This is a genomic window from Streptomyces sp. NPDC019443 (assembly GCF_044389785.1).
Taxonomy (GTDB): Bacteria; Actinomycetota; Actinomycetes; order Streptomycetales; family Streptomycetaceae; genus Streptomyces.
Genome location: NZ_JBIRYJ010000005.1, coordinates 381,968 through 406,425, shown reverse-complemented (window position 1 = coordinate 406,425; position 24,458 = coordinate 381,968). Strand labels below are relative to the sequence as shown.

20 protein-coding genes are annotated in these 24,458 nt (G+C 70.0%); 9 read left to right on the top strand and 11 right to left on the bottom strand.

Features of this window, described 5'->3' with window-relative positions; translation table 11 throughout:
- Nucleotides 1–12: 12 nt before the first annotated feature.
- From ACH492_RS19180 to ACH492_RS19170, 3 genes are all read right to left on the bottom strand, one after another.
- A complete protein-coding gene (locus ACH492_RS19180; protein ID WP_398988017.1) occupies nucleotides 13–432 on the bottom strand; it encodes a DoxX family protein in 420 nt (139 codons plus the stop codon).
- A gap of 125 nt (nucleotides 433–557) precedes the next feature.
- Nucleotides 558–1,475 carry an acyltransferase domain-containing protein gene (locus ACH492_RS19175; protein WP_398988015.1) on the bottom strand — a complete coding sequence of 306 codons (918 nt, stop codon included), beginning with the start codon at nucleotides 1,473–1,475 and terminating at the stop codon, nucleotides 558–560.
- Between the two features lie 55 nt (nucleotides 1,476–1,530).
- Nucleotides 1,531–2,688: an ADP-ribosylglycohydrolase family protein gene (locus ACH492_RS19170; protein WP_398988013.1), complete on the bottom strand. Its 1,158-nt coding sequence runs from the start codon at nucleotides 2,686–2,688 to the stop codon at nucleotides 1,531–1,533.
- 69 nt (nucleotides 2,689–2,757) lie between these two features.
- Between ACH492_RS19170 and ACH492_RS19165 the strand changes: the two genes are divergently transcribed.
- Entirely contained in the window at nucleotides 2,758–3,057 is a 300-nt protein-coding gene (locus tag ACH492_RS19165; RefSeq protein ID WP_398988011.1) for a DUF6343 family protein, read from the top strand.
- A gap of 68 nt (nucleotides 3,058–3,125) precedes the next feature.
- Here ACH492_RS19165 and ACH492_RS19160 read toward each other — a convergent pair whose 3' ends face one another.
- The 4 genes from ACH492_RS19160 to rpsA all read right to left on the bottom strand — a co-directional run bounded on the left by ACH492_RS19160 (nucleotide 3,126) and on the right by rpsA (nucleotide 6,945).
- Complete coding sequence (locus ACH492_RS19160; RefSeq protein ID WP_398988009.1) at nucleotides 3,126–3,494, bottom strand: tetratricopeptide repeat protein; 369 nt, start codon at nucleotides 3,492–3,494, stop codon at nucleotides 3,126–3,128.
- Between the two features lie 85 nt (nucleotides 3,495–3,579).
- Nucleotides 3,580–4,194 (bottom strand): dephospho-CoA kinase, encoded by a 615-nt coding sequence (coaE, locus tag ACH492_RS19155; RefSeq protein ID WP_398988007.1) that lies wholly within the window; start codon nucleotides 4,192–4,194, stop codon nucleotides 3,580–3,582.
- Nucleotides 4,195–4,216: 22 nt separating this feature from the next.
- Nucleotides 4,217–5,155: a PAC2 family protein gene (locus ACH492_RS19150; RefSeq protein ID WP_398988005.1), complete on the bottom strand. Its 939-nt coding sequence runs from the start codon at nucleotides 5,153–5,155 to the stop codon at nucleotides 4,217–4,219.
- 281 nt (nucleotides 5,156–5,436) lie between these two features.
- Nucleotides 5,437–6,945 (bottom strand): 30S ribosomal protein S1, encoded by a 1,509-nt coding sequence (gene rpsA, locus ACH492_RS19145; protein ID WP_398988003.1) that lies wholly within the window; start codon nucleotides 6,943–6,945, stop codon nucleotides 5,437–5,439.
- Between the two features lie 365 nt (nucleotides 6,946–7,310).
- Here rpsA and ACH492_RS19140 point away from each other — a divergent pair, with 365 nt between their 5' ends.
- On the top strand, nucleotides 7,311–8,114 hold the full coding sequence (locus ACH492_RS19140) for a class I SAM-dependent methyltransferase (protein WP_398988376.1): 804 nt from the start codon (nucleotides 7,311–7,313) through the stop codon (nucleotides 8,112–8,114).
- Nucleotides 8,115–8,152: 38 nt separating this feature from the next.
- Nucleotides 8,153–10,780, top strand: a complete 2,628-nt coding sequence (locus tag ACH492_RS19135) for an ATP-dependent RNA helicase (protein ID WP_398988001.1) — start codon at nucleotides 8,153–8,155, stop codon at nucleotides 10,778–10,780.
- Nucleotides 10,781–10,789: 9 nt separating this feature from the next.
- Here ACH492_RS19135 and ACH492_RS19130 read toward each other — a convergent pair whose 3' ends face one another.
- From ACH492_RS19130 to ACH492_RS19120, 3 genes are all read right to left on the bottom strand, one after another.
- Nucleotides 10,790–11,779 (bottom strand): DUF3068 domain-containing protein, encoded by a 990-nt coding sequence (locus ACH492_RS19130; protein ID WP_398987999.1) that lies wholly within the window; start codon nucleotides 11,777–11,779, stop codon nucleotides 10,790–10,792.
- Nucleotides 11,780–11,791: 12 nt separating this feature from the next.
- Nucleotides 11,792–11,929, bottom strand: a complete 138-nt coding sequence (locus ACH492_RS19125) for an SPW_0924 family protein (protein WP_215093574.1) — start codon at nucleotides 11,927–11,929, stop codon at nucleotides 11,792–11,794.
- A 153-nt stretch (nucleotides 11,930–12,082) separates the two neighbouring features.
- Nucleotides 12,083–13,753 (bottom strand): lytic murein transglycosylase, encoded by a 1,671-nt coding sequence (locus ACH492_RS19120; protein WP_398987997.1) that lies wholly within the window; start codon nucleotides 13,751–13,753, stop codon nucleotides 12,083–12,085.
- 203 nt (nucleotides 13,754–13,956) lie between these two features.
- Between ACH492_RS19120 and ACH492_RS19115 the strand changes: the two genes are divergently transcribed.
- Nucleotides 13,957–14,766 (top strand): DUF4184 family protein, encoded by an 810-nt coding sequence (locus ACH492_RS19115; RefSeq protein WP_398987995.1) that lies wholly within the window; start codon nucleotides 13,957–13,959, stop codon nucleotides 14,764–14,766.
- Nucleotides 14,767–15,061: 295 nt separating this feature from the next.
- Here the strand turns inward: ACH492_RS19115 and polA are convergent, their stop codons facing one another.
- Entirely contained in the window at nucleotides 15,062–17,770 is a 2,709-nt protein-coding gene (gene polA / locus ACH492_RS19110) for a DNA polymerase I (protein WP_398987993.1), read from the bottom strand.
- A gap of 116 nt (nucleotides 17,771–17,886) precedes the next feature.
- On the opposite strand from polA, the gene ACH492_RS19105 reads away from it, so the two are divergent.
- The 5 genes from ACH492_RS19105 to ACH492_RS19085 all read left to right on the top strand — a co-directional run bounded on the left by ACH492_RS19105 (nucleotide 17,887) and on the right by ACH492_RS19085 (nucleotide 24,409).
- Entirely contained in the window at nucleotides 17,887–20,160 is a 2,274-nt protein-coding gene (locus ACH492_RS19105; RefSeq protein ID WP_398987991.1) for an FdhF/YdeP family oxidoreductase, read from the top strand.
- Nucleotides 20,161–20,243: 83 nt separating this feature from the next.
- Nucleotides 20,244–20,717 (top strand): PaaI family thioesterase, encoded by a 474-nt coding sequence (locus tag ACH492_RS19100; RefSeq protein ID WP_398987989.1) that lies wholly within the window; start codon nucleotides 20,244–20,246, stop codon nucleotides 20,715–20,717.
- A gap of 205 nt (nucleotides 20,718–20,922) precedes the next feature.
- The gene (locus ACH492_RS19095; RefSeq protein WP_398987987.1) at nucleotides 20,923–21,801 is read left to right on the top strand and encodes a trypsin-like serine protease; all 879 of its coding nucleotides are present in this window, start codon (nucleotides 20,923–20,925) and stop codon (nucleotides 21,799–21,801) included.
- 162 nt (nucleotides 21,802–21,963) lie between these two features.
- Nucleotides 21,964–22,314 (top strand): hypothetical protein, encoded by a 351-nt coding sequence (locus ACH492_RS19090; RefSeq protein WP_398987985.1) that lies wholly within the window; start codon nucleotides 21,964–21,966, stop codon nucleotides 22,312–22,314.
- An 865-nt stretch (nucleotides 22,315–23,179) separates the two neighbouring features.
- Nucleotides 23,180–24,409 carry a branched-chain amino acid ABC transporter substrate-binding protein gene (locus tag ACH492_RS19085; protein WP_398987984.1) on the top strand — a complete coding sequence of 410 codons (1,230 nt, stop codon included), beginning with the start codon at nucleotides 23,180–23,182 and terminating at the stop codon, nucleotides 24,407–24,409.
- Nucleotides 24,410–24,458: the final 49 nt, after the last annotated feature.

Here is a 24,458-nt window from a genome sequence, read left to right as displayed (position 1 = left end):
GCCGGACAGGGCCTAGAGGCGCTTGCGTACGAGAGTGACAAACTCCGCCGTGTGATTGCGCCGCACCCAGGCGATCCCACCGAAGACGACGAAGAGGATGACCGGCGTGATCGCGTACTGACCGTCGAACACCGTCACCTGAGTGATGAAAGCGCCGATCATCAGGCCCATGAAGGCGAGCGCCGAAAGCCCGGAGAGGATCGGGATCACCAGCGCGATCGCGCCGGCCAGCTCCAGACCGCCGGTGAGATACATGAACCAGTCGCCGAAGCCGATCTTGTCGAAGGACTCCGCCGCGGAGGAGTGGCCGATGAGTTTGGGCGCGGCGCTCGCGACGCCCATGAACACCGCGAGCACGATCTGGAGCGTACGCACGGCGAGGTGCGAGCGGCGGCCCAGGGTGGTTCCGGTGGTGGCGGTCGTTGCGGACATCGTGGTCTCCTCCGGTAAGCGTTCCGTAGTGCTTTCGCAGAGGTAGACCGAAAGGCGGCCCGGGACTCATCGCTCCCCCGGGCCCCGGCTTCAAAAACGTCGACTCCCCTTGCCCGGCACGGCGTTCAGAGCTCGAACCAGCCGTGACCGGAGTACCAGTGGCGGCCCGCCCGCAGATGGTCGCCGATCGCGCGCTCCAGCGTCGTGCGGCGCGGCAGCGCATCGAGCGGCAGTTCCGGATCGCCGAACACAAAGCCGACCGGAACGTCGTCCTCCGCCTCCTTCTTCTCATACGCGGAACGGAAGCGGTCCTGGAAGCGGACGATGTTGGAGTCCTTCGGCAGATACTCGGCGAGTTGCCGGTCGAGCAGCCATGAGTGGCAGGTGGCGACCCGATACGTCTCCTCGGGGAAATGCCGCGCGAAGAACTCCCTGGCCCGGGACAGGGACCGGTCGCACGCCGCGGGCGTGATCGGCCCGAGGAAGTCGGGGATGTGCACATTCAGCGCGAAGTCCCCCGGCCCCAGCGGCAGTCCGGCCGCCCGCACGGCCTCGCCGGTCCGCCCGCCGAGCCGGGACCGCTGGAACTGCAGCCGCCCCAACTGGTAGATCTCGCCCCGGAAGTGCAGACCCAGCCAGCCCGGTATCAACAGTCCGCCGGTGCCCCGGCGCCAGCGGTGAAGGGTCATATGGCGGCCGAGGTCGGCCAGCGTGTGACGGGAGACGTCGTCCGGCACGGATCGTTCCCGGTGGTACGCCCGTACGTACGGGAGGGCCGCGACGAAGACGTACACCGGGAAGCAGCGGGCAGGCGCGCCCGAGTCGTCGGGCATCCGCGGCAGTTCCCCGCCTCCGCCGATCCTGCCCATGTCCTGGAGCATCTCCTGGACGCCCGTCTCCAGCAGCCGGCGCAGCACGGGGTCCGCCGTGATCCGGCCCCGCAGCGCGAGGAGTTCGTTGATGTCCTCGTGCGGAACCGCCAGATCCAGAAGCGCCTCGGCCAGCTCGTCCGCCTCCGGCAGCTCCACCAACGCGGTTGTCACCAGCGACTCCTCCCCCTCACCGTCCCGAATATCCGCGGTATCCGGAATATCCGGCTCAGTTGTGCGGATATCGGTCGTACGGATGCACCGGCTCGCCGTACCCCACCGTGGCGTGCTCGGTCTGCAGGCTCAGATCGTCGGCCAGCTCGGCGATCACGCCCCGCCCCTCCGTCAACACCAGCCAGGATGCAGGCAGTTGCACATCGCCATACCGCACGCCGAGCAGATTGCCGCAGATGGCCCCGGTGGAGTCGCTGTCGCCCGAGTGGTTGACCGAAAACAGCAGGGCTTCGGTGACGTCGTTCGTACGGGCCAGGGCGCAGTAGACGGCGATGGCGAGGGCTTCCTCTGCGACCCAGCCCGCGCCCAGCGACTCGACCTTCTCGGCGGTCGGCCGGCCGCCCCGGGCGGCCAGGTCCACTGCCGCCCGGAGCGCCGCCGTGGTCTCCTCGTGCTGCTGGTAGCCGCGCAGCAGCTCCACGGCCCGCAGCACCGCGCCCTCGGCCGAATCGCCCTCCATCAGATGCGCGATGATCGCGGCGAACGCTCCGGCCGCGTAATAGCCGGTCGGGTGCCCATGGGTGATCTGCGCGCAGTGCGCGGCCAGCTCGAACGCCCGCCGGGGCTCCGCCCCGACCAGCCCGAACGGCGCCGAGCGCATGACGGTGCCGCAGCCCTTGGAGCCGGTGTTCACCGGACCCGGATCCCCCAACACGGCCGTCACATCGGGGACATACCGTTGAGCGAGCCCGGTCAGACAGGCGTTGCCGGGTGCCCGTCGCGCGTACAGGAAGGGCTGCCGCCTCAGCCATCCCGTCCTGACGTAGTCGCCCTCGGCCGGCTCGGGCGGAGCCGGGTAGTTCTGTGTGTCCAGCCAGCGCAGATAGGCGTTGCGCACGCAGGCCGTCTCGCCGCCGCCGATGCCCTTCCCGGCCGCTCTGGCCTGCGCACGGATCAGCCCTTCGGCCGTGAACAGCGTCATCTGAGTGTCGTCCGTGATCCGCCCCCTCGCGCCGTCGGAGTCCGGTACGAGTGAGGTCACACCCTGCTCGCCGTACATCCCGCGGATCGCGCCGAGGGAGAGGAACTCGACGGGATTGCCCAGGGCGTCCCCGATCGCCCCGCCGAGCAGGCATCCGCGGATCCTGGCCCGACGGACGGCCGTGCTCTCCCAAGACTGCTTGTCCACTGCTCGGCTCCTCGACGTCGACATCGGCTCGGCTTCGGTTACGGGAACGGGGAACGGATACGGGTGCATCCTGGAGTAGGAGATGCGATTGCCATGCGCACTGGGAGTGAACCGACAACTGCACGCAGTTCCCTGCGACTGCGGCTCTGGCTGAGTGTATGGGGCCTGATCTGGGCCGGGGCGGGCACGGCGGCATTCGCCCTCGCGGCGCGCCCCGGCTGGGCGGTGGCGTGCGGAGTGCTGCTGCTGATCGTCACCATTGACCTGTTCATGGTCCTGCGGCACATCCACCAGGGGCCGCACTACCAGCCGGGCCGCGACATCCCGCCGTACGAACCGGACCACGGCGGCCGAAGCCCGCGCCCCGGTCACGACCCGCGCCTCGGTCGCTAGACGCGCCCCGGTCGCTGGACGGCCAGTGGATTCTGTGAGATCAGGCCGCGAAAGTCGGGCCTCGGATGTCAGGCCTCCGCGTCGAAGCGCGCAGCCTTTACATACTCCGGCTTCGGGTCCAGCGCCGCCGCCAGGCGGAAGTGGCGCTTGGCCTGTTCCGGACGGCCGGCCCGCTCGAAGGTGCGGGCCAGTGCGAAGTGGGCGAAGGCGTTGTCCGGCTCGCGCTCCAGGACCAGCTCGAATTCGAGCTCGGCCGGGCGCAGTTGGGCCGCGGCAAAGAAGGCGCGGGCACGCAACAGCCGGGCCGCGGTGTTCTCGGGGTGGGCCGCTATCACCGAGTCCAGCAGTTTCACCGCGCCGCGCGGATCCCTCGCGGCCAGCAACTGCTCGGCCGCTCGGTAGTCGATGACGTGCGTCTCCGGATTGCTCTTGGGCACGGTCGCATCCTTCCCCTTGCTGCCCGGTTCCAACACCGTGTCCGGCAACGGTATTCCGATCAACTTCGCACGGGTCTACGGACACCTAACGGGAGCCGGGCTGCGCGGCGGCGCGCTGGGATAGCTCCGCCCAGACCTTCCGTACCTGCGGCTCCAGATTCTCCAGCGGTCCGTCGTTGTCGATGACCAGGTCGGCGATGGCTCGCCGCTGCTCGCGCGTGGCCTGGGCAGCCATCCGTGCCCGCGCCTCGGACTCCGCCATTGCGCGCAGCCGTACCAGCCGGTCCAGCTGCGTCTCGGGCGAGGCGTCGACGACGACCACCACGTCGTACAGCGGCGCCAGGTTGTTCTCGGTGAGCAGCGGTACGTCGTGGATCACGACGGCGTCCGGCCCTGCGCCCTTCTCCAGCTCCATGGATCGCGCCCCGACCAGCGGGTGAACGATCGAGTTGAGCGTCGCCAGGCGGTCGGAGTCCGCGAAGACGATCGAGCCGAGCTTGGGCCGGTCCAGGGTGCCGTCGGGGTTGAGGATGTCCGGGCCAAAGGCCTCGACGACGGCCGCGAGTCCGTGCGTACCGGGCGCGACGACCTCGCGAGCGATCTTGTCGGCGTCGATCAGCACCGCTCCGTACGACTCGAGCAGTCGGGAGACTTCGCTCTTGCCGGCACCGATTCCGCCGGTCAGGCCCACCTTCAGCATGGCCGCAGCCTACGCGAGCGGGCTATGCGTCACCCTCCCGCTCAGCGAGGAAGCGTTCGAAATCGCGGCCGATCTCGTCGGCGGACGGCAGGTCCACCGGCTCCGCGACCAGACTGCCCCTGGTCTCGGCGCCCGCCACCGCGTCGTACTGATGCTCAAGGCCCCGCACCAGCGCCACCAACTCCTCGTCACCCTCGCCGATCTGCCGCTCGATCTCGGTCTGGGTGCGGTGCGCCTCCGTGCGCAGCGAATGTGCGACGCCCGGCAGGACGAGGCCCGTCGCGGCGGTGATCGCCTCCAGGGCGGTCAGCGCGGCGTCGGGGTAGGAAGACCGTGCGACATAGTGCGGCACATGCGCGGCGACGCCGAGGACGTCGTGGCCCGACTCCACCAGGCGGTACTCGACCAGTGACTCCGCGCTGCCCGGCACCTGCGCCTCGTCGAAGGGGCTGCGGTGGCCCGGCATGAGGTCCGTGCGGTTGCCGTGCGGGGTGAGGCCGACAGGGCGGGTGTGCGGGACGCCCATCGGAATGCCGTGGAAGTTGACCGCGAGCCGCACGCCGAGCCGCTCGACGATCTGTCGGACGGCGGCGGCGAAACGCTCCCACTCGACGTCCGGCTCGGGGCCCGACAGCAGCAGGAACGGCGCGCCCGTGGCGTCCTGGACCAGCCGGACATCCAGCGTCGGGGTCTCGTAGGCGCTCCAGCGGTCGCGGCGGAAGGTCAGCAGCGGGCGGCGGGCGCGGTAGTCAACCAGCCGGTCGTGGTCGAATCGGGCCACCACCTGGTGGGGCAATGTGTCGAGCAGGTTGTCGACGATCTGCTCGCCGGTCTCACCCGCGTCGATGTATCCGTCGAAGTGATACAGCATGACCAGACCTGCCGATTCCTGGGCGAGCGCCATGTCGACGACAGCGAGGCCCTTCGGCTCCCATTCGTACAAACCCTGCGGATCAAGCACGATTACCGCTCCTCCTCGTGTTCGTACAGAAGAACGCCTGGTGACTCACGGGCATTCCCGCCTCACGCGATGAACACACCGAAGGGGAGGCTCTGTTCAGGGCCGCGGGTTTGCCGCGGGTTGCGGCGGGTCGCGGCGGGTTTGCCGCGAGCTGGCCCAGACCCTGACATGCCAGAGCTGCTCCCCGCCCTGCGCCATAGCGTCGCGCCATAACGCAGTAAGGCCCGCTCCCCAGGGGGAGCGGGCCTTACTTCAGCTAGTTACCAGCTGGGGTCAGAGCGTCAGCTCTGGCCGCCGGCCAGCTTCTCGCGCAGGGCAGCCAGGGCCTCGTCCGACGCCAGGGCGCCGGAGTTGTCGTCCGACTCCGAGGAGTACGAACCACCCGTGACACCCGCACCGGCGTTGCCACCGGCGGCCGGGGCGGCAGCGCCCTCGGCGGCAGCGGCCTCGTCGGCCTCGCGGGACTTGATGACCTGGGCCTGGTGCTGCTCGAAGCGCTGCTGCGCCTCGGCGTACTGGCCCTCCCACGCCTCGCGCTGGGTCTCGAAGCCCTCGAGCCAGTCGTTGGTCTCCGGGTCGAAGCCCTCGGGGTAGATGTAGTTCCCCTGGTCGTCGTACGACGCGGCCATGCCGTACAGCGTCGGGTCGAACTCGACCGAGGCCGGGTCGGCACCGAAGGACTCGTTGGCCTGCTTCAGCGAGAGGCTGATGCGACGGCGCTCGAGGTCGATGTCGATGACCTTGACGAAGATCTCGTCGTTGACCTGGACGACCTGCTCCGGGATCTCCACGTGGCGCTCGGCCAGCTCGGAGATGTGGACCAGACCCTCGATGCCCTCGTCGACGCGCACGAACGCACCGAACGGAACGAGCTTGGTGACCTTACCCGGGACGACCTGACCGATCTGGTGGGTCCGGGCGAACTGCTGCCACGGGTCTTCCTGCGTCGCCTTGAGCGAGAGGGAGACGCGCTCGCGGTCCATGTCGACGTCGAGAACCTCGACGGTGACTTCCTGACCGACCTCGACAACCTCGGAGGGGTGGTCGATGTGCTTCCAGGAGAGCTCGGAGACGTGGACGAGACCGTCGACGCCACCCAGGTCCACGAAGGCACCGAAGTTGACGATCGAGGAGACGACGCCGGAGCGGACCTGGCCCTTCTGCAGGGTGGTGAGGAACGTCTGGCGAACCTCGGACTGCGTCTGCTCGAGCCAGGCGCGGCGGGACAGGACCACGTTGTTGCGGTTCTTGTCCAGCTCGATGATCTTCGCCTCGAGCTCCTTGCCCACGTAGGGCTGGAGGTCGCGGACACGGCGCATCTCGACGAGAGATGCCGGCAGGAAGCCACGGAGGCCGATGTCGAGGATGAGACCACCCTTGACAACCTCGATGACGGTGCCGGTGACGATGCCGTCCTCTTCCTTGATCTTCTCGATGGTGCCCCAGGCACGCTCGTACTGGGCGCGCTTCTTCGAGAGGATCAGGCGGCCTTCCTTGTCCTCCTTCTGGAGAACAAGGGCCTCGATCTCGTCGCCGACCTTGACGACCTCATTCGGGTCGACGTCGTGCTTGATCGAGAGCTCGCGGCTCGGGATGACACCTTCGGTCTTGTAACCGATGTCGAGCAGGACCTCGTCCCGGTCGACCTTCACGATGACGCCGTCGACGATGTCGCCGTCGTTGAAGTACTTGATCGTCTCGTCGATCGCGGCGAGGAAGGCTTCCTCGTTACCGATGTCGTTGACCGCTACCTGCGGAGTGGTGGCGGTGGTCTCGGTGCTGCTCGTCATGTGGGAAAGGGCTCCGGTACGGACGGTGAGTCGTAGGTACTGCTACGCCGAGAGCCCGTATCGCAGCTGCAGAAGCCGGACAGCCTAGGACGCGCCGCCCGTGAGAAGGAGGCGCCTCGTGAACCGAGGGGACATACATACAGATGCGAGCGCGGCCTGCTCTGTCTGAGGCGCGCAGGCCCGCAGCGCAACTTGTAGCATACGGGCGCAGCCGGACACGGTCAATGCGCGAAGGCGCACACCCGGGGCGAATGCCCTATACCCGACACAACTAACCACGCGGCGGTAGCCGCATATTGGCGCCGCGCCGCGGCCACAATGGCCGCCATTGGCCGCGCTGAACGCAAACTACAACGACGGTGACGATGTTCCAAGATTTCGAGCCGGAAGCCACTCGCCGTAACGCCGGCGACTCGGAGAGCAGCCGCGCCAGCCGCGGCTGGTGGGACCGGAACGCCGATGAGTACCAGAGCGAACACGGTGCGTTCCTCGGCGACGACCGCTTCGTGTGGGGGCCGGAAGGGCTCGACGAGGCGGAGGCCGCGCTGCTGGGTCCGGCCGGTTCGCTCAAGGGGCTCGACGTCCTCGAGATCGGCGCGGGCGCCGCGCAGTGCTCGCGCTGGCTGGCCGCGCAGGGCGCGCGCCCGGTGGCCCTGGACCTCTCCCACCGGCAGCTCCAGCATGCGATGCGGATCGGCGATGACGTCCCTCTGGTCGAGGCGGACGCGGGGGCGCTGCCCTTCCTGGACGGCTCCTTCGACGTCGCGTGCTCGGCGTACGGGGCGGTGCCGTTCGTCGCGGACCCCGTGAAGGTCTTCCGCGAGGTACGGCGTGTGCTGCGGCCGGGCGGGCGGTGGGTCTTCTCGGTCACCCACCCGATCCGCTGGGCGTTCCCCGACGAGCCGGGTCCCGAGGGTCTTTCGGTGGCCGCCTCGTACTTCGACCGCACTCCCTACGTCGAGCAGGACGAGGCGGGTCGTGCGGTGTATGTGGAGCACCACCGGACGATCGGCGACCGCGTGCGGGACGTGGTGGCCGGCGGATTCCGGCTGGTGGATCTCGTCGAACCCGAGTGGCCCGACTGGAACAGCCACGAGTGGGGTGGCTGGTCCCCGCTGCGCGGGAATCTGATCCCCGGCACCGCGATCTTCGTCTGCGAGCGCGACTGAGGCGGCTTCGGCCTCAGGACTCTTGCGAGACTGGGGCGGTGATCCGCGACGAAGCACTCGGCAGCCTGCCCGTACGCTCCGCCCTGCCCGCCCTGGAGCGGGCGCTGGACGAGCACGGGTGCGCCGTGCTGTGCGCGCCGCCGGGAACCGGCAAGACCACCCTCGTACCGCTTGCCCTCGCCGAGCGCGGCGCACGCGTCGTGGTGGCCGAGCCGCGGCGGATCGCGGCTCGGGCCGCGGCCAGGCGGATGGCGTGGCTGCTGGGCGAGAAGGTCGGCGGGAAGGTCGGCTTCACCGTGCGCGGGGAGCGCGTGGTGGGGCGCGGGACGGTGGTGGAGGTGGTGACCACCGGTGTGCTGCTGCAGCGGCTGCAGCGCGACCAGGAACTGGCCGGGGTCGATGTGGTGATCCTCGACGAGTGTCATGAGCGGCATCTGGACGCGGACACGGTGGCCGCCTTTCTGCTGGATGTGCGCGCCGCGCTGCGCCCCGAGCTACGACTGGTGGCGGCCTCGGCGACCACCGACGCGCAGGGCTGGGCGCGGCTGCTCGGCGATGCGCCGGTGGTTCAGGCGCAGGGCGTGACGTATCCGGTGGAGGTGGTGTGGGCCCCTCCCGCGCGGCCGGTGCGGCCACCGCACGGGATGCGGGTCGATCCGGCGCTGCTGACCCATGTGGCCGCTGTGGTGCGCCGAGCGCTCGCCGAGCGCGCGGGCGATGTGCTGTGTTTTCTGCCCGGGGTCGGTGAAATCGCCCGGGTGGCGGGCCAGTTGGGGAACGTCGAGGCGGAGGTGCTCCAGGTCCACGGGCGCGCCCCCGCGGCGGTCCAGGACGCGGTGCTGTCCGGGGGCTCCGGGCGCCGGGTCGTGCTCGCGACGTCGGTCGCCGAGTCGTCGCTGACCGTGCCGGGCGTACGGGTCGTCGTGGACGCGGGTCTCGCGCGCGAGCCGCGCACCGATCACGCGCGAGGTCTGAGCGCGCTGACCACGGTGCGAGCTTCGCAGGCGGCGTCGCGGCAGCGGGCGGGACGAGCCGGCCGGGAGGCTCCGGGCACGGTGTACCGCTGCTGGTCCGAGGCGGAGGACGCCAGACTGGTGCGGTTTCCGTCGCCCGAGATCAAGGTCGCCGACCTGGCGGAGTTCGCCCTGCAGGCGGCGTGCTGGGGCGATCCGGCGGCCTCGTCTCTCGCGCTGCTCGACCCGCCCCCGGCCGGTGCGCTGGCCGCGGCGCGCTCGGTGCTGTCCGCCGTCGGCGCGGTGGACGCGGCGGGCCGGGCGACCGAACGGGGCATACGGATGGCCCGGTTGGGCCTGCATCCACGGCTGGCGCGGGCGCTCCTGGACGGTGCGCACGAGGTGGGTGCGCGCCGGGCCGCGGAGGTGGTGGCGCTGCTCAGCGAGGAGCCGCCGCGGGAGTACGGGGACGACCTGGCCGCGGCGTGGCGCTCGGCGCGACGGGGCGGTGACGCGTACGCCACGCGCTGGAGGGCGGAGGCGGGCCGGCTGGCGTCGTCGCTGTCGTCTGTTCCCCCAGACTTCGTCCGGGGGGACGCCCAACGGGCTGAAAATCCAGCCTCGCCGGCGTTTGAGGCGCGGGGTCCGGGGCGGAGCCCCGGTGCGGGATGGGGGTACCTCCCAGGCGAAGCTCTGGGGGAGGGCGGGGTGGGGGAAAGTCCCCTCTCCGACGACGCCGCCGCCGGGATCGTCGCCGCGCTCGCGTTTCCCGAGCGGGTGGCCAAAGCCCGTGGCGAAGGCGCGTTCCTGATGGTCTCCGGGACCGGCGGCGAGCTCGCCGCCGGATCGGGGCTGCGCAGCGCGCCCTGGCTGGCCGTCGCCGTCGCGGACCGGCCCGCGCACGCCGCCTCCGCGCGGGTGCGGCTGGCCGCCGTCGTCGACGAGGAGACTGCCCGTACGGCCGCCGCGCATCTGCTCGTCACCGGCAAGGAGGTCCACTGGGAGAACGGCGACGTCGTCGCACGGGAGGTGGAGCGGCTGGGGGCCGTGGAGCTCTCCGTACGCGCCCTCAAGAACCCGGATCCCGCTCTCGTACGCGAGGCTCTGCTGGACGGGCTGCGGCGCGAGGGGCTCGGGCTGCTGCGCTGGACGCGCGAGTCGGAGGACCTGCGCGAGCGGCTCGCCTTTCTGCACCGGGAACTGGGCGCGCCCTGGCCCGATGTGTCGGACGCCGCGCTGCTGGAGCGTACCGACGAGTGGCTGGAGCCGGAGCTGTCCCGGGCCCGGCGGCGGGCCGATCTCGGGCGCGTCCAGGCCGGGCAGGCGCTCCAGCGGCTGCTGCCCTGGGCGAGCGGCGACGCGGCCCGGCTCGACGAACTGGCGCCGGAGCGGATCGAGGTGCCGAGCGGCTCGCGGATCCGGGTCGAGTACGGCGGGGCGCAGCCCGTCCTGGCGGTGAAGCTCCAGGAGTTGTTCGGACTGCGCGAGACGCCCACGGTCGCGGGCGTGCCGGTGCTGGTGCATCTGCTCTCGCCCGCCGGACGGCCCGCCGCCGTCACCGCGGACCTGGCGTCCTTCTGGAAGGACGGATACCGCTCCGTACGAGCGGAATTGCGCGGCCGTTATCCCAAGCACCCCTGGCCCGAGGATCCTTCGACGGCGGAGCCGACCCGGCACACCAAGGCGCGCCTCAGCAGGGAGAGCGGCAGCTGATCCGACGGGTCAGACAGGGACGGGCTGGGGCTCCGGCTCCGCCGCGGGCGTCCGCGGCCTGCGGCTGCGCGCCTCCAGGACCAGCGCGAGCGCCAGCAGCGCGCCGCCCAGAACGAGGAAGCCCCAGGGCAGATACGAGGTCATCAGCAGCACCAACTGCCGTTGGGACTTGACCAGTTCGACGGTCGAGTCGACGTAGTCGGGGCGCATCTTCACATGCCCGGCGAACGCGGTGACCTTGTCGCGGCCACCCAGCAGCGTGCCGCCGCGCAGCTCTTCCTTGTGGATCTCCTCGCCGTTGACGGGCGCGCCGGTGACCGGGTCTACCCAGAACATCCGCTTGGTGCTGTACCAGCGGGTGGTTCCGGTCTGCTTCTCCAGCGTGGTCGCGTCGATCCCCGGGATGGGCATCTTCTTCGGGTACGGCACTTTGGTCCACGGGATGGTCTGCTCGAAGTAGTAGACGTCGAGCCCGCGGAACTTCTGCGTCCCCTTGTAGTGGATGGGCGCGGACGTACGGGCCTGGGCGTCGAAGTACTCGTAGGCCCGCTTCTCGGTGAGGAACGGCCACTTGAACTCGATGCCCTCGCGCCGTACCGCGTCGCCGTCGACGGTCTCGCCGGTTGCGTGCACGGGCGCCTGGCTGTGGGCGTCGAAAATGTAGCGCTCGGGGATCTGGGAGACCATCTTGCCGTCGGGGCCCTGGACGTACGAGAGGGAGTCCCAGACGACGACGTCGCGGCCGGCGCTGCGCTCGATTTTCTCGGACTCCTCCACATTGCCCTTGAGCGTCTGCACGATGGTGACCTTCTCCACCTCCTTCGCCGTGAGCGAGCCGTAGTCGAGGAGGGTGGCGGGCTTCGCCTCCAGCACCATCTCCTGGTACTGGCCGGCCGGGATCTTCGCGAGCCGCGGGAAGGCGTACCACCGCAGCAGCGGGGCGAGCGCGGCGAAGAAGACGGCGAATGCGAGGAGTACGAGGCTCGCTCTGCGGCGCATGGTCCGGCCCTCCTACTTCTTGGGGCCGGGGACGGTGGTCAGCAGCGGCTTGGGGGAGGTCTCGCCGGGCGGCGCACCGATCGCCGAGATGGTCAGAACGAGGGCGAGGGCGGCGGCCAGCCCGATGGCGGCGGCGACGAGGGCGCGCATGCTCGGCCTCCCGGTGGCTCGGATCCGATGCGGATCTGATACGGCGTCAGGGCGGAGGCACCGTAGCAATGGAGCCGCAAGATGAGAACACGTTGCACCGCCCCTGTGCCGGCCGGCGACACAGGGGCGGGTGCGGGAGTGCTGCGCTGCGGGTCAGGCCGCAGGTGTGGCGACCTTGAGCTGGATGGTCACGATTCCGCCGCCCGGCGTGGTGAGGCGGAGAAGGAAGGTGCCCGTCTGATCGTCCGCGAAGATCTTCGGGAGCTTCAGGACGCCATTGGCGTCGGTCTTCAGGTCCGTGAGGGTGCGGATGGGCTTGCCCTCGGCGTCCTTGAAGTAGGGGCCCTTGTCGTTCACGGCCGGGTCGTCCGCCGAGGTGATCATGGTGGCGGTGACCGCGACACCCGACGCGATGGCGCCCTTGTAGGTGGCCTTGACCTCGACGGAGTCCGCAAACTCCGTGCCGGGGGCGGCCGTCAGGACCTTCTCGTCGGTCCTGACGATCACGTCCGCCGCCCGGACGGTGACGGTCGCGGCGAAGTCGACGGCGGGCAGGACACGGCCCACCACTGTGGCCCGGACCCGGAAGCCGCCGGTCTTCTCGCCCGCCTGGAGCGCGGGTGAGGCGACTGTGCCGTCGGCGCCGGTGCTGAGGGTGACGCTCGCCTTCCCGTCGGTGAAGCGGGTGTCGGTGTCGCCGACGACGTCGAAGCGGACGGCCTGGTTCGGGACGGTCCGGCCTTCGGTGTTCTTCACCCGCACGATGGCCCGCCCGGTGAACGTGTGGCCCGCCATGGCGGTCAGCTCGCCGGTGCCCGCGTCCTCGATACGGGAGACGGACGGCGGCGTCGGAGTGGGGGGCGGCGTCGGAGTGGGGGGCGTGGGCGTCGGCGTGGTGGTGCCGCCGCCGGGCTTCGGCGCGTTGGGCGTCGGCTTGGGGCTGGGGGTGGAGGGGGGCGTCGGAGTCGGCGTGGGCGTGCCGCTCTCCGCGGAGTCGGAGCTGTCGGGCCCGTTGGAGACCGGCAGCACACCGGTGCCGTCCGGGACCTCGTGGGTGCCGCGCTTGTAGTACTCGAACCAGGACAGAACCGTACGCAAGTACTCCCGCGAGTGGTTGTAGCCGAGGATCGCCCGGTCGAGGTCGGACTTGACCGCCAGGTCGCGGCCGTCGGCGCAGAGATAACGTCCGGCGGCGAGTGCGGCGTCGTAGATGTTGTTGGGGTCCCGGCGGCCGTCGGCGTTGGCGTCCTGACCCCACGTCTCCCAGGTGGAAGGGATGAACTGCATCGGGCCGACCGCGCGGTCGTGCGTCGAGTCGCCGTCGTACGCACCGTTGTCGGTGTCCGAAATGTTCGCGAAGCCGACGCCGTTGAGGACCGGGCCGAGGATCGGCGAGAGCGTGGTGCCCTCGGCGTCGACACGGCCCCCGCGCGCCTGGCCGGACTCCACCTTGCCGATCGCGGCGAGCAGTTGCCACGGCACATGGCAGCCGGGGTCCGAGCCCGCGATGGTCTGCTCGGCCTGCTTGTACGCCGCGAGGACGGTGGCGGGTATGCCCGCTGCCGTCGTGCCCGTCGCGGGCAGATCGATTGAAGTGCCCGGTTTGTCCGGGCTGTTCAGCGGCGGAAGGTCCGTGTAGTACGGGGAGTTGCCGGTGACCGGGGTGCCGGACGGCGGGGTGGCGTCGGAGGCCCCCTGGCTGTCGCCCGTGGTGGCATGCGTGATGCCGGGCGCCTGTGAGGCGGAGAGTGCGGCCACAGCGGCCGCCGCCACAGCGGTCGTGGTCGCTCCCCTGCGCAGTCGGCGGCCGAATTGCGCTGCCATACGTCTGTTCCCTCCCCGTAAGCGGCTGCCCGCGCTCCCCAGCGCAAGGACTCAGGTGACCCTACGGCAACTCCGCGCCCTGGAACACCGGCCCCTGACCGCTTTTCACCAGTCCGCCACCTCTCGGTCGCCCGGAATCCGGAGTCGGAGAATCACGCATACTGGGCGCCATTGATCAACAGCGGTCACCAGGGGGCACGACCATGCCGTTCACACTGAGCCATGCCGCGGCGGTGCTGCCGGGCATCCGCAGGGACGGGGTGGCGCGCGGTCCGCTGCTCACCTCGGCGCTCGTGATGGGCTCGTTCGCCCCCGACATGACGTACTTCGCGGCCACCGCCGTTCCGGGCGCGATGGAGTTCGGCAATGTCACCCACGCCCCGCTCGGGGTGCTGACGGTCGATGTGGCGATCACGGGGGCGCTGGCAGCGGTGTGGCTGATGGTGCGTGAACCGCTGCTGGCTCTGCTGCCCGCCGCCTGGCAGGGGCGTGTTCACGCCTTCGTACGAGGGCGTGGGTCGCGCGCGGACCGGCCTCCGGCGCTCGCGCTCCGGTTCTATGCGTCTGCCGTCATCGGCGCGAGCACGCATGTCGTGTGGGACGCCTTCACCCACCACGACCGGTGGGGCACGGAGTTGCTGCCGGTGCTCAACGAGACGGCGGCGGGGCTGCCGGTGTATTCGTACGCGCAGTACGGCACTTCGGCGCTGGCCATGGTGGCGCTGGTGTGGTTCACGGTGTCGGCGCTGCGGCGGCAGCCCGCGGTCGCCGCGCCCGCGTCGGTGCCGGTGCTGGACGGGCGGGGGCGGTGGCTCGCCGGATCGCTGCTGGCGGTGTGCGTGCTGCTCGGCGTCGTACAGCGGTGTGCGCGCTGGTACGCGTACTACGGGTGGGGGGACTCGCCCCTCGACATCATCCCGACGGCCTGCTTCGGGGCGGGCGCGGGGCTCGCGGTGGGCCTTGTGGTGTACGGGGCGGGGATGCGGCTGCGGGGGAACGCGGTGCGGGTCTGAGGCGTGAGCCGTGTGCGGCGGATCTTTCCCCCGCCCGCCCGTTCCCGAACTGGGGCAAGCCCCCAGACCTCGTACCCCGCCCACGCCCTCCGGGCGTAGGGGAAGTGTCCTCAAACGCCGGACGGGCTGAACCTTCAGCCCTCCGGCGTTTGAGGTGGGGGTCCCCCAACCCGCCAGGGCGTAGGGGTGGGGGCACCTCATGCCCGAAGGGCTATGGGGGAGGGTCCGGGGCGGAGCCCCGGTGGAGGGCCCGTGCTCCGGGGCGGAGCCCGGTGGGCCCGCGCGGGTGCCACGGTCAGTGCGCCGCCGACTCCCAGTCCGTGCCCACGCCCACCGAGACGTCCAGCGGCGCGCGCAAGGACACGGCCGCGGACATCTCCTTGCGGACCAGCGACTCGACCCGGTCGCGCTCACCCGGAGCGATCTCCAGGACGATTTCGTCGTGGACCTGGAGCAGCAGCCGGGAGGAGAGCTTCGCCTTCACCAGCGCACGGTCGACATGGAGCATGGCGACCTTGACGATGTCCGCGGCGGTGCCCTGGATCGGGGCGTTGAGCGCCATTCGCTCGGCCGTCTCGCGGCGCTGGCGGTTGTCGCTGCTGAGGTCGGGCAGATAGCGGCGGCGGCCGAGCATCGTCTCGGTGTAGCCGGTGGCCCTGGCCTCGTCGACGACGCGCCGGAGATAGTCCCGGACGCCGCCGAACCGCTCGAAGTAGGTGTCCATCAGCCCGCGCGCCTCGGCCGCCTCGATGTTCAGCTGCTGGGAGAGGCCGAACGCCGAAAGGCCGTAAGCCAGTCCGTACGACATGGCCTTGATCTTGCGGCGCATCTCCGCGTCGACGGCGGACTTCGCCACGCCGAACACCTGGGAGGCGACGGTGGTGTGCAGGTCCTCGCCGGAGGTGAAGGCCTCGATCAGGCCCTCGTCCTCGGAGAGATGCGCCATCACACGCAGCTCGATCTGGCTGTAGTCGGCGGTCATCAGCGACTCGAAGCCCTCGCCGACGACGAAGCCGCGGCGGATCGCCCGGCCTTCGTCGGTGCGCACCGGCACATTCTGAAGGTTCGGGTCGGTGGAGGAGAGCCGGCCGGTCGCCGCCACGATCTGGCTGAAGCTGGTGTGGACCCGGCCGTCGGCCGCGACCGTCTTGATCAGGCCCTCGACCGTGGACCGCAGACGGGCCTGCTCGCGGTGGCGCAGCATGATCACCGGCAGCTCGTGCTCGGTCTGGGCTGCCAGCCAGGCCAGCGCGTCCGCGTCCGTGGTGTAACCGGTCTTGGTCTTCTTGGTCTTCGGGAGGTTCAGCTCGCCGAAGAAGACTTCCTGGAGCTGCTTGGGCGAGCCGAGGTTGAACTCGTGCCCGACGGCGGCGTGCGCCTCCTTCACGGCCTGCTGCACTGCGCCCGCGAACTGCTGCTCCATGGCCTCCAGATGGGGGCGGTCGGCGGCGATGCCGTGCCGCTCCATGCGGGCCAGCAGGGCGGAGGTGGGCAGTTCGACGTCGTGCAGCAGCTCTGCCGCGCCGACCTCGCGCAGCCGCTCGGTGAAGGCCTCGCCGAGGTCGAGGACCGCGCGGGCCTGCGCCATCAGGGCTTCCGCCTCGGCCTGTTCGTCCGTGCCGAAGGCAAGCTGGCCGTCGGCCGGGGCCGGGGCGAGCTCACGGCCCAGGTACTCGATGGCGAGCGCGTCCAGCGCGAAGGAACGGCGTCCCGGCTTGACGAGGTAGGCGGCGAGGGCGGTGTCCATGGTGACGCCGTCCACGCTCCACCCGTGCTCGGGGAAGACCCGCATCGCACCCTTGGCGTTGTGCATGACCTTGGGCCGGCCGGCGTCCGCGATCCAGGCGGCGAAGGCCCTCTCGTCGGACTCGTCGAGCTGGGTGGTGTCGAACCAGGCGGCCGCTCCGGAGGCCGCGGCGAGCGCGATCTCGGTGACGTTGCCGGTGCCCAGTGCCCAGGTGTCGACGGTGGCCACGCCGAGCGGCTGTGTGCCGTGCTCCTCCAGCCACGGCGCGAGCTCGCCGGAGCCCAGGACCGCGCCGTCCAGCTCGATGCCGGCGGCCGGGGCGACGGGCTCCTCGGCCTCGGCGCCCGGGTCGACGGCGAGGAGGCGCTCGCGCAGGCTCGGGTTGCGGATCTCCAGCACGTCCAGCACGCCCTTGACGGCGGCCCGGTCGTACGGAACGCGCTCCAGGTCCTGCGGAGCCTTGGGCAGCTCCACGTCGCGCACCAGCTGTGTGAGGTGGCGGTTGAGCTTGACCGCCTCCAGATGGTCGCGGAGGTTCTGCCCGGCCTTGCCCTTGACCTCCTCCACACGCTCGACCAGATCGGCGAAGGAACCGAATTGGTTGATCCACTTCGCGGCCGTCTTCTCGCCGACGCCGGGAATGCCCGGAAGGTTGTCGGACGGGTCGCCGCGCAGCGCCGCGAAGTCGGGGTACTGCTGCGGCGAGAGTCCGTACTTCTCGAAGACCTTCTCCGGGGTGAAGCGGGTGAGCTCCGAGACGCCCTTGGTCGGGTACAGCACGGTCACATGGTCGGAGACCAGCTGGAAGGAGTCGCGGTCGCCGGTGACGATCAGCACTTCGAAACCTGCCGCCTCTGCCTGCGTGGCGAGGGTGGCGATCACGTCGTCCGCCTCGAAGCCGTCGAGCGCGAAACGGTCGGCGTGCATCGCGTCGAGCAGCTCCCCGATCAGCTCGACCTGGCCCTTGAACTCGTCAGGGGTCTTGGAGCGGTTCGCCTTGTACTCCGGGAACTCCTGCGAGCGCCACGTCTTGCGGGACACGTCGAAGGCCACCGCGAAATGCGTGGGCGACTCGTCGCGCAGCGTGTTCGCCAGCATCGACGCGAAGCCGTAGATGGCATTGGTCGGCTGGCCGGTCGCGGTCGTGAAATTCTCCGCGGGAAGCGCGAAGAACGCGCGGTACGCCAGGGAGTGCCCGTCCATGAGGAGCAGGCGCGGTCGGTTGTCTGCGGTCTTCTTCGATGCCGTCTCAGCCACGTCCACGATCCTGCCACGTACCACTGACAATCCCGACCCTCGGGCATTCCCGACCGTGACCGGAACCGTGGCAGGATCGAAGACGTACCGCAGATGCATGCTCGAGGGAGAGCGCGATGTCCAGAAAGCCGCCCGCAGGTGACCCGGTCCAGGACGCGCCGCAGGTCTCGGACCCGCAGCACGCGGCTGCCGGCCTCGCCGCCATCGGGCACACGCTGCGCGTCGCCCAGCAGCAGATGGGCGTGCGCCGCTCCGCGCAGACGCTCCTCAAGGTCAACCAGAAGGACGGCTTCGACTGTCCGGGCTGCGCCTGGCCGGAGGGCGACAAGCGGCACACGGCGGAGTTCTGTGAGAACGGCGCGAAGGCCGTCGCCGAGGAGGCGACGCTGCGCCGCGTCACACCCGACTTCTTCGCCGCGCACCCCCTCGCGGATCTCGCCTCACGCAGTGGCTACTGGCTGGGGCAGCAGGGCCGTATCACGCAGCCGATGTATCTGCCTCAGGGTGCTGACCGGTACGAGGCGGTGACCTGGGAGCGCGCCTTCGCGATCATCGCGGAGGAGCTCACGGCGCTGGCCTCCCCCGACGAGGCGCTCTTCTACACCTCGGGCCGCACCAGCAACGAAGCCGCCTTCCTGTTCCAGCTCTTCGCCCGCGAATTCGGCACCAACAATCTCCCCGACTGCTCCAACATGTGCCATGAGTCCTCCGGATCGGCGCTGAACGAGACGATCGGCATCGGCAAGGGCAGCGTCTCGCTGGAGGATCTCCACCAGGCGGACCTGATCATCGTCGCCGGGCAGAACCCTGGCACCAATCACCCCCGGATGCTCAGCGCTCTGGAGAAGGCCAAGAACGCGGGCGCGAAGATCATTTCGGTGAATCCGCTGCCCGAGGCGGGTCTGGAGCGGTTCAAGAATCCGCAGACGCCGCGCGGCATGATCAAGGGTGTCGCCCTGAACGACCTGTTCCTGCAGATCCGCATCGGCGGCGACCAGGCCCTGTTCCGGCTGCTGAACAAACTGATCCTTGAGACCGCGGGCGCGGTCGACGAGGAGTTCGTACGCGAACACACGCATGGGTACGAGGAGTTCGCGGCCGCGGCCCGCGCGGCCGACTGGGACGAGACGCTCGCCGCGACCGGGCTCGACCGTGCCGCCATCGAGCGGGCACTGGAGATGATCCTCGCCTCGAAGCGCACCATCGTCTGCTGGGCGATGGGCCTGACCCAGCACAAGCACGCCGTGCCGACCATCCGCGAGGTGGTCAACTTCCTGCTGCTGCGCGGCAACATCGGCCGCCCCGGCGCCGGCGTGTGTCCGGTGCGCGGGCACTCCAACGTCCAGGGCGACCGCACCATGGGCATCTTCGAGCGGCCGGCCCCCGCCTTCCTGGACGCGTTGGAGAAGGAGTTCGGCTTCGCGCCGCCGCGCCACCACGGTTTCGACGTCGTACGGTCCATCCAGGCGCTGCGCGACGGTGAGGCGAAGGTCTTCTTCGCCATGGGCGGCAACTTCGTGAGCGCCAGCCCCGACACCGAGGTCACAGAGGCCGCGATGCGCCGGGCCCGCCTCACCGTCCATGTGTCGACCAAGCTGAACCGCTCGCACGCCGTGACCGGCGCCCGGGCGCTGATCCTGCCCACCCTCGGCCGCAGTGACAAGGACATACAGGCGGGCCGCAGGCAGGTGGTGACCGTCGAGGACTCAATGGGAATGGTGCACGCCTCCCGCGGCAATCTGACACCGGCGAGCCCTCATCTGCTGTCAGAGCCGGCGATCGTGGCCCGGCTGGCGCGCGCGGTGCTCGGCCCCGGCTCACTGACGCCATGGGAGGACTTCGAGAAGGACTACGGGACGATCCGCGACCGCATCGCGCGCGTGGTGCCCGGTTTCGAGGACTTCAACGCGAAGATCGCCCACCCCGGCGGCTTCACGCTCCCGCATGCCCCGCGCGACGAGCGCCGCTTCCCCACCGCCACCGGCAAGGCCAATTTCACCGCGGCGCCGGTCGAGTTCCCGAAGGTTCCGGCGGGCCGGCTGCTGTTGCAGACGCTGCGCTCGCACGACCAGTACAACACCACGATCTACGGCCTCGACGACCGCTACCGCGGCATCAAGGGCGGCCGCCGGGTGGTCCTGGTGAACCCCGACGACGCGCGTGAACTGGGCCTGGCGGACGGCTCGTACACCGATCTGGTCAGCGAGTGGAAGGACGGCGTGGAGCGCCGGGCCGCCGGTTTCCGCGTGGTGCACTACCCCACCGCCCGGGGCTGCGCCGCCGCGTACTACCCGGAGACCAACGTGCTGGTCCCGCTGGACTCCACCGCCGACATCAGCAACACCCCGGTGAGTAAGTCCGTGATCGTCCGGTTCGAGAACAGGGAATGAGACCACCGGGCTAAGCGTTCGCTCAGGCATCTGATAAGACGGTGCACACCGCACGCAACGTACTGAGATCGGAGCCGGGCCGCATGGGCGAGCAGAGAACCGTGAAGTTCCCGCAAGAGGTCATCGACGAATACGCCGCGCTCGGGGTTGATCTGCCCGCGCTCTTCTCCGCCGGGCATCTCGGCAACCGCATGGGCGTGCAGATCGTCGAGGCGGCAGCGGAGCGGGTCGTCGGCACGATGCCGGTCGAGGGCAACACCCAGCCGTACGGACTGCTGCACGGTGGCGCGTCCGCCGTGCTCGCCGAGACGCTCGGCTCGGTCGGCTCGATGCTGCACGGCGGGGTCACCAAGATCGCCGTCGGCGTGGATCTCAACTGCACGCACCACCGGGGCGTCCGCTCCGGCCTGGTCACCGGCGTCGCGACGCCGGTACACCGTGGTCGCACCACGGCGACGTACGAGATCGTCATCACCGACGAGCGGGACAAGCGGGTCTGCACGGCGCGGCTGACCTGTCTGCTGCGGGATGCGAACCCGGACGGCACGACGGGCTGACGCCCGCGGCCGCGGCCGGCACAGCGGTCCGGCGTCCCACACCGGCACCGGACCGCAAATCCTTGCCAACTCCGCCTCGGCCACAGGAATCAGTCAAGCAACAGCCAAGTAATCCCGTCACTCTTGCCGCAGGGCCCACACGCGCGCTTCACTGTCGACCACCCCACAGGAGAACCCCCGCCCCACGACATCGAAGGGTCTCCCCTTGACTGCCGTTCCCGTACGCCTGAGTGCCGCCACCGCCGCGGCCTGCGCCCTCGTCCTCAGTGCGGCACTCCCGTCCTCAGCGATCAACTCGTACAACGCCACGCCCGCGCCGGAGCGCACCGAGGTCGGCGCCCTCGTCGCCACTTGGGACAACGACGACAACCCCGCCACCCCCGACCGGGTCGACTGGGTCTGCTCCGGCACCATGATCGACGCGGACACCTTTCTGACCGCCGCGCACTGCACCACCGACTGGCCGGCGAACGTGAAGTTCTACGTCTCCCTCGATCAGGACGTGCAAGCCGGCCTCGACAAGGCCGCCGCCGAACACCCCGGCGACCCGGCGACCGTGGCGAGGGCCGTCGCCGTCCAGGGCACCGCCCACAGCCACCCCGACTACCCGGGCCCCGCCTCGGACAATCACGACATATCGGTCATTGAACTGACCGCCGCCCAGGTCAAGGCTCGCTGGACCTTCACCCCGGCCACTCTCCCCAAGGCCGGAGCGCTCGACGCACTGGGCCCGCAAGGACTGCAGGACACCTCGTTCTTCGTCGCGGGGTACGGAACCCAGGAGGCCGCCCGCGGCCCCGGCGGCCACACCCACCCCGGCGGCGGCGTCCGAATGAAGGCCCCCGTCACCTTCGACGCCCTCAACCAAGCCTGGGTGCGCCTGGCCATGACCGCACCCCAGGGCAACGGCGGGGCCTGCTACGGCGACTCCGGCGGCCCCAATTTCGCCACCGTGGACGGCAAGCGCACCCTGGTGGCCACCACCATCACGGGCGACGGCCCGTGCTACGCCACGAACGTCTCCTACCGCCTGGACACCCCCGGCGCCCGCGCGTTCCTCTCCCCCTTCACCAAGCTGCCGTAGCCCGCCCTTCGCCAAGCTGCCGTAGCCCGCGCCACCTCCCCACGGCGGGTGCCGCCGGACCGCACGTCCGGCGGCACCAGGCGCACCATTGCCCTCTCCCGCCACCCCCGCTAGCGTCGCGGCATGGGGCCAGGACCGCCACGCCGAGCAAGGCACCTTGCGGTGTGCGCCGTCGCGCTGCTGGTCGTCCTCACCGGCTGCGGGGACGGCGGTCCCACCAGCTCCGCCTCACCGGCTCCGCGCAGTACCCCACCGCAGGAACTGTGCGAACGGCTGATCTCCCACTGGGCGCGGGTCGTCCTCGACGGCGGCGAGCAGGCCAACCTCGACTACCAGGCCATGGGCCTGTCCGGCGGGCAGAACGAGATTCTGCTGGACGTGGTGACTGCCGCCCGCGCCGAGCAGAAGCGCCAAGGGACCGACGCCGCACGGAAGTTGATCGACCGTCAGGCCGCGGACCGCTGCACCGAGCGCCATCGCGGCGGGACCCCGACCGGGGGACCCTGGCAATGAGCGGAGTCGGCCCGGTCGAGCCGGGCGAGGGCACGTACGCGCCGGACGACGCCCACGCTCACCTCCCGGCCGGGCCCCGGCTCAGCCGGCCGGGCGCGTTCGCCGGGCGGCATCGCCCCATGGTCATCGCCGCCGCATCCGCGGCCATCCTCGCCGCAGGCGGGTCGTATCTCTATCTGACCCGGCCGACGCCGCCCCCGGCGCCATGGCCGGCGCAGGCGGTCGCCTTGGCCTACGAGGCACCCGCCCGGCCGGTCGCCGGACACGACTCGTTCGATTTCACCGTCCTGGTCACCACCGTCTCCGGACCGCCGGTCACGGTCGAGCGGATCACCCAGAACTCCGCAGGTCTGAGGGTCTCCACCACCCCCGCGGCGCCCTTCACTGTGAGTGCTGGAAAACCACGCAAAGTACTCATCGTGGTCCATGTGTCGGAATGCGGAAAAGTGGCACGGAATGCCGCGCTCCCTTTCCTCGACGTAACACTGCGTAATGCGCGCGCAATGCAAGAACATAGTTACATTCTGGGCGACCGGTACGCCCGAGACCTGGCCGAAGCAGTTGGCACTGCGTGCCACCAAGATCGAACGTCAGGACTCAAACCGCCGAACGGTCCTGCACGTTCTCAGCATGCGGACAAGACGAACCGGCCGGAATTCCCCCGTTCCCCCCACGAAAATCCGCTATGCATTACGCCGCGGCATAACAAGAGCGTCACATCCTTGGCCAGACCACTCCACCTCCCCCAATACCGCGCTTAGAGTCACGCCCAGTCACCGCGCCGCCGGATTACCTTCAGTTCGGTTCCAGCGCTCGACTCGGTACGCCCCGTGGGGGGCGGCCGTGCCAGGTGAAAGGACTGATCGTGCGTCAACGTTCGCTCGTAGCCATGACGGCTGCACTCACTGCGGGAGCCCTTGCGCTCACCGCCTGTGGCTCTCGCGACGACAGCAGTGGTGGGGCCGAGGGCGGCGGTACCACGGTCGTCATCGGCGTCGATGCCCCGCTGACCGGTGAGCTCTCCGCGCTGGGTCTCGGCATCAAGAACTCTGTCGACCTCGCGGCCAAGCAGGCCAACGCGAAGAAGTACGTCGAGGGCATCACCTTCAAGGTCGAGGCATTCGACGACCAGGCCCAGCCGTCCTCCGGACAGCAGAACGCCACCAAGTTCGTCGCCAACAAGGACGTCCTCGGTGTCGTCGGCCCCCTGAACTCCTCGGTGGCCGAGTCCATGCAGAAGGTCTTCGACGACGCCAAGCTGGCCCAGGTCTCGCCCGCCAACACCAACCCGGCCCTGACCCAGGGACCGAAGTGGAACAGCGGCGAGAAGGCCCGCCCGTACAAGTCGTACTTCCGCACCGCGACCACGGACGCCATCCAGGGCCCGTTCGCCGCGCAGTACCTGTTCAACGACGCCAAGAAGAAGAACGTCTTCATCATCGATGACAAGAAGACGTACGGCGCCGGTCTCGCCGCCACCTTCAAGGCGGAGTTCGAGAAGCTCGGCGGCAAGGTCGCCGGCACCGAGCACGTGAACCCTGACACCAAGGACTTCGCGGCCGTCGTCACCCAGATCAAGAGCTCCAAGGCCGACGTCGTCTACTACGGCGGCGAGTACCCGGTCGCGGGCCCGCTCAGCAAGCAGATCAAGAAGTCCGGTGCCGCGATCCCGCTCGTCGGTGGCGACGGCATCTACAGCGCCGACTTCATCAAGCTCTCCGGCAAGGAGGGCGTGGGTGACCTCGCCACCTCCGTCGGTGCGCCGGTCGAGACGCTCCCCTCGGCCAAGGACTTCGTGGCCAACTACAAGGCCGGCGGCTACAAGGAGGCCTACGAGGCCTACGGCGGCTACTCGTACGACTCCGCCTGGGCGGTCATCGAGGCTGTGAAGAAGGTCGTCGAGGGCAACGACGGCAAGCTTCCCTCCGACGCCCGCGCCAAGGTCATCGAGTCCCTGCAGGGTGTCTCCTTCGACGGTGTGACCGGCAAGGTCTCCTTCGACGAGTACGGCGACGCCACCAACAAGCAGCTCACGGTCTACAAGTACGAGGGCACCGCCTGGAAGGCCGTCAAGTCCGGCACGTTCGCCGGCTGATCCTCAGTCCGCAACACCTCATATGCCGCGCGGGGCGCGCCGCAGAACC

What these genes read in the sequence shown, in the direction of transcription:
- ACH492_RS19180 (WP_398988017.1), bottom strand. Translation starts at nt 432, where the DNA reads ATGTCCGCAACGACCGCCACCACCGGAACCACCCTGGGCCGCCGCTCG.
- ACH492_RS19170 (WP_398988013.1), bottom strand. Translation starts at nt 2,688, where the DNA reads ATGTCGACGTCGAGGAGCCGAGCAGTGGACAAGCAGTCTTGGGAGAGC.
- ACH492_RS19165 (WP_398988011.1), top strand. Translation starts at nt 2,758, where the DNA reads ATGCGCACTGGGAGTGAACCGACAACTGCACGCAGTTCCCTGCGACTG.
- coaE (WP_398988007.1), bottom strand. Translation starts at nt 4,194, where the DNA reads ATGCTGAAGGTGGGCCTGACCGGCGGAATCGGTGCCGGCAAGAGCGAA.
- rpsA (WP_398988003.1), bottom strand. Translation starts at nt 6,945, where the DNA reads ATGACGAGCAGCACCGAGACCACCGCCACCACTCCGCAGGTAGCGGTC.
- ACH492_RS19140 (WP_398988376.1), top strand. Translation starts at nt 7,311, where the DNA reads ATGTTCCAAGATTTCGAGCCGGAAGCCACTCGCCGTAACGCCGGCGAC.
- ACH492_RS19130 (WP_398987999.1), bottom strand. Translation starts at nt 11,779, where the DNA reads ATGCGCCGCAGAGCGAGCCTCGTACTCCTCGCATTCGCCGTCTTCTTC.
- ACH492_RS19125 (WP_215093574.1), bottom strand. Translation starts at nt 11,929, where the DNA reads ATGCGCGCCCTCGTCGCCGCCGCCATCGGGCTGGCCGCCGCCCTCGCC.
- ACH492_RS19120 (WP_398987997.1), bottom strand. Translation starts at nt 13,753, where the DNA reads ATGGCAGCGCAATTCGGCCGCCGACTGCGCAGGGGAGCGACCACGACC.
- ACH492_RS19115 (WP_398987995.1), top strand. Translation starts at nt 13,957, where the DNA reads ATGCCGTTCACACTGAGCCATGCCGCGGCGGTGCTGCCGGGCATCCGC.
- ACH492_RS19105 (WP_398987991.1), top strand. Translation starts at nt 17,887, where the DNA reads ATGTCCAGAAAGCCGCCCGCAGGTGACCCGGTCCAGGACGCGCCGCAG.
- ACH492_RS19100 (WP_398987989.1), top strand. Translation starts at nt 20,244, where the DNA reads ATGGGCGAGCAGAGAACCGTGAAGTTCCCGCAAGAGGTCATCGACGAA.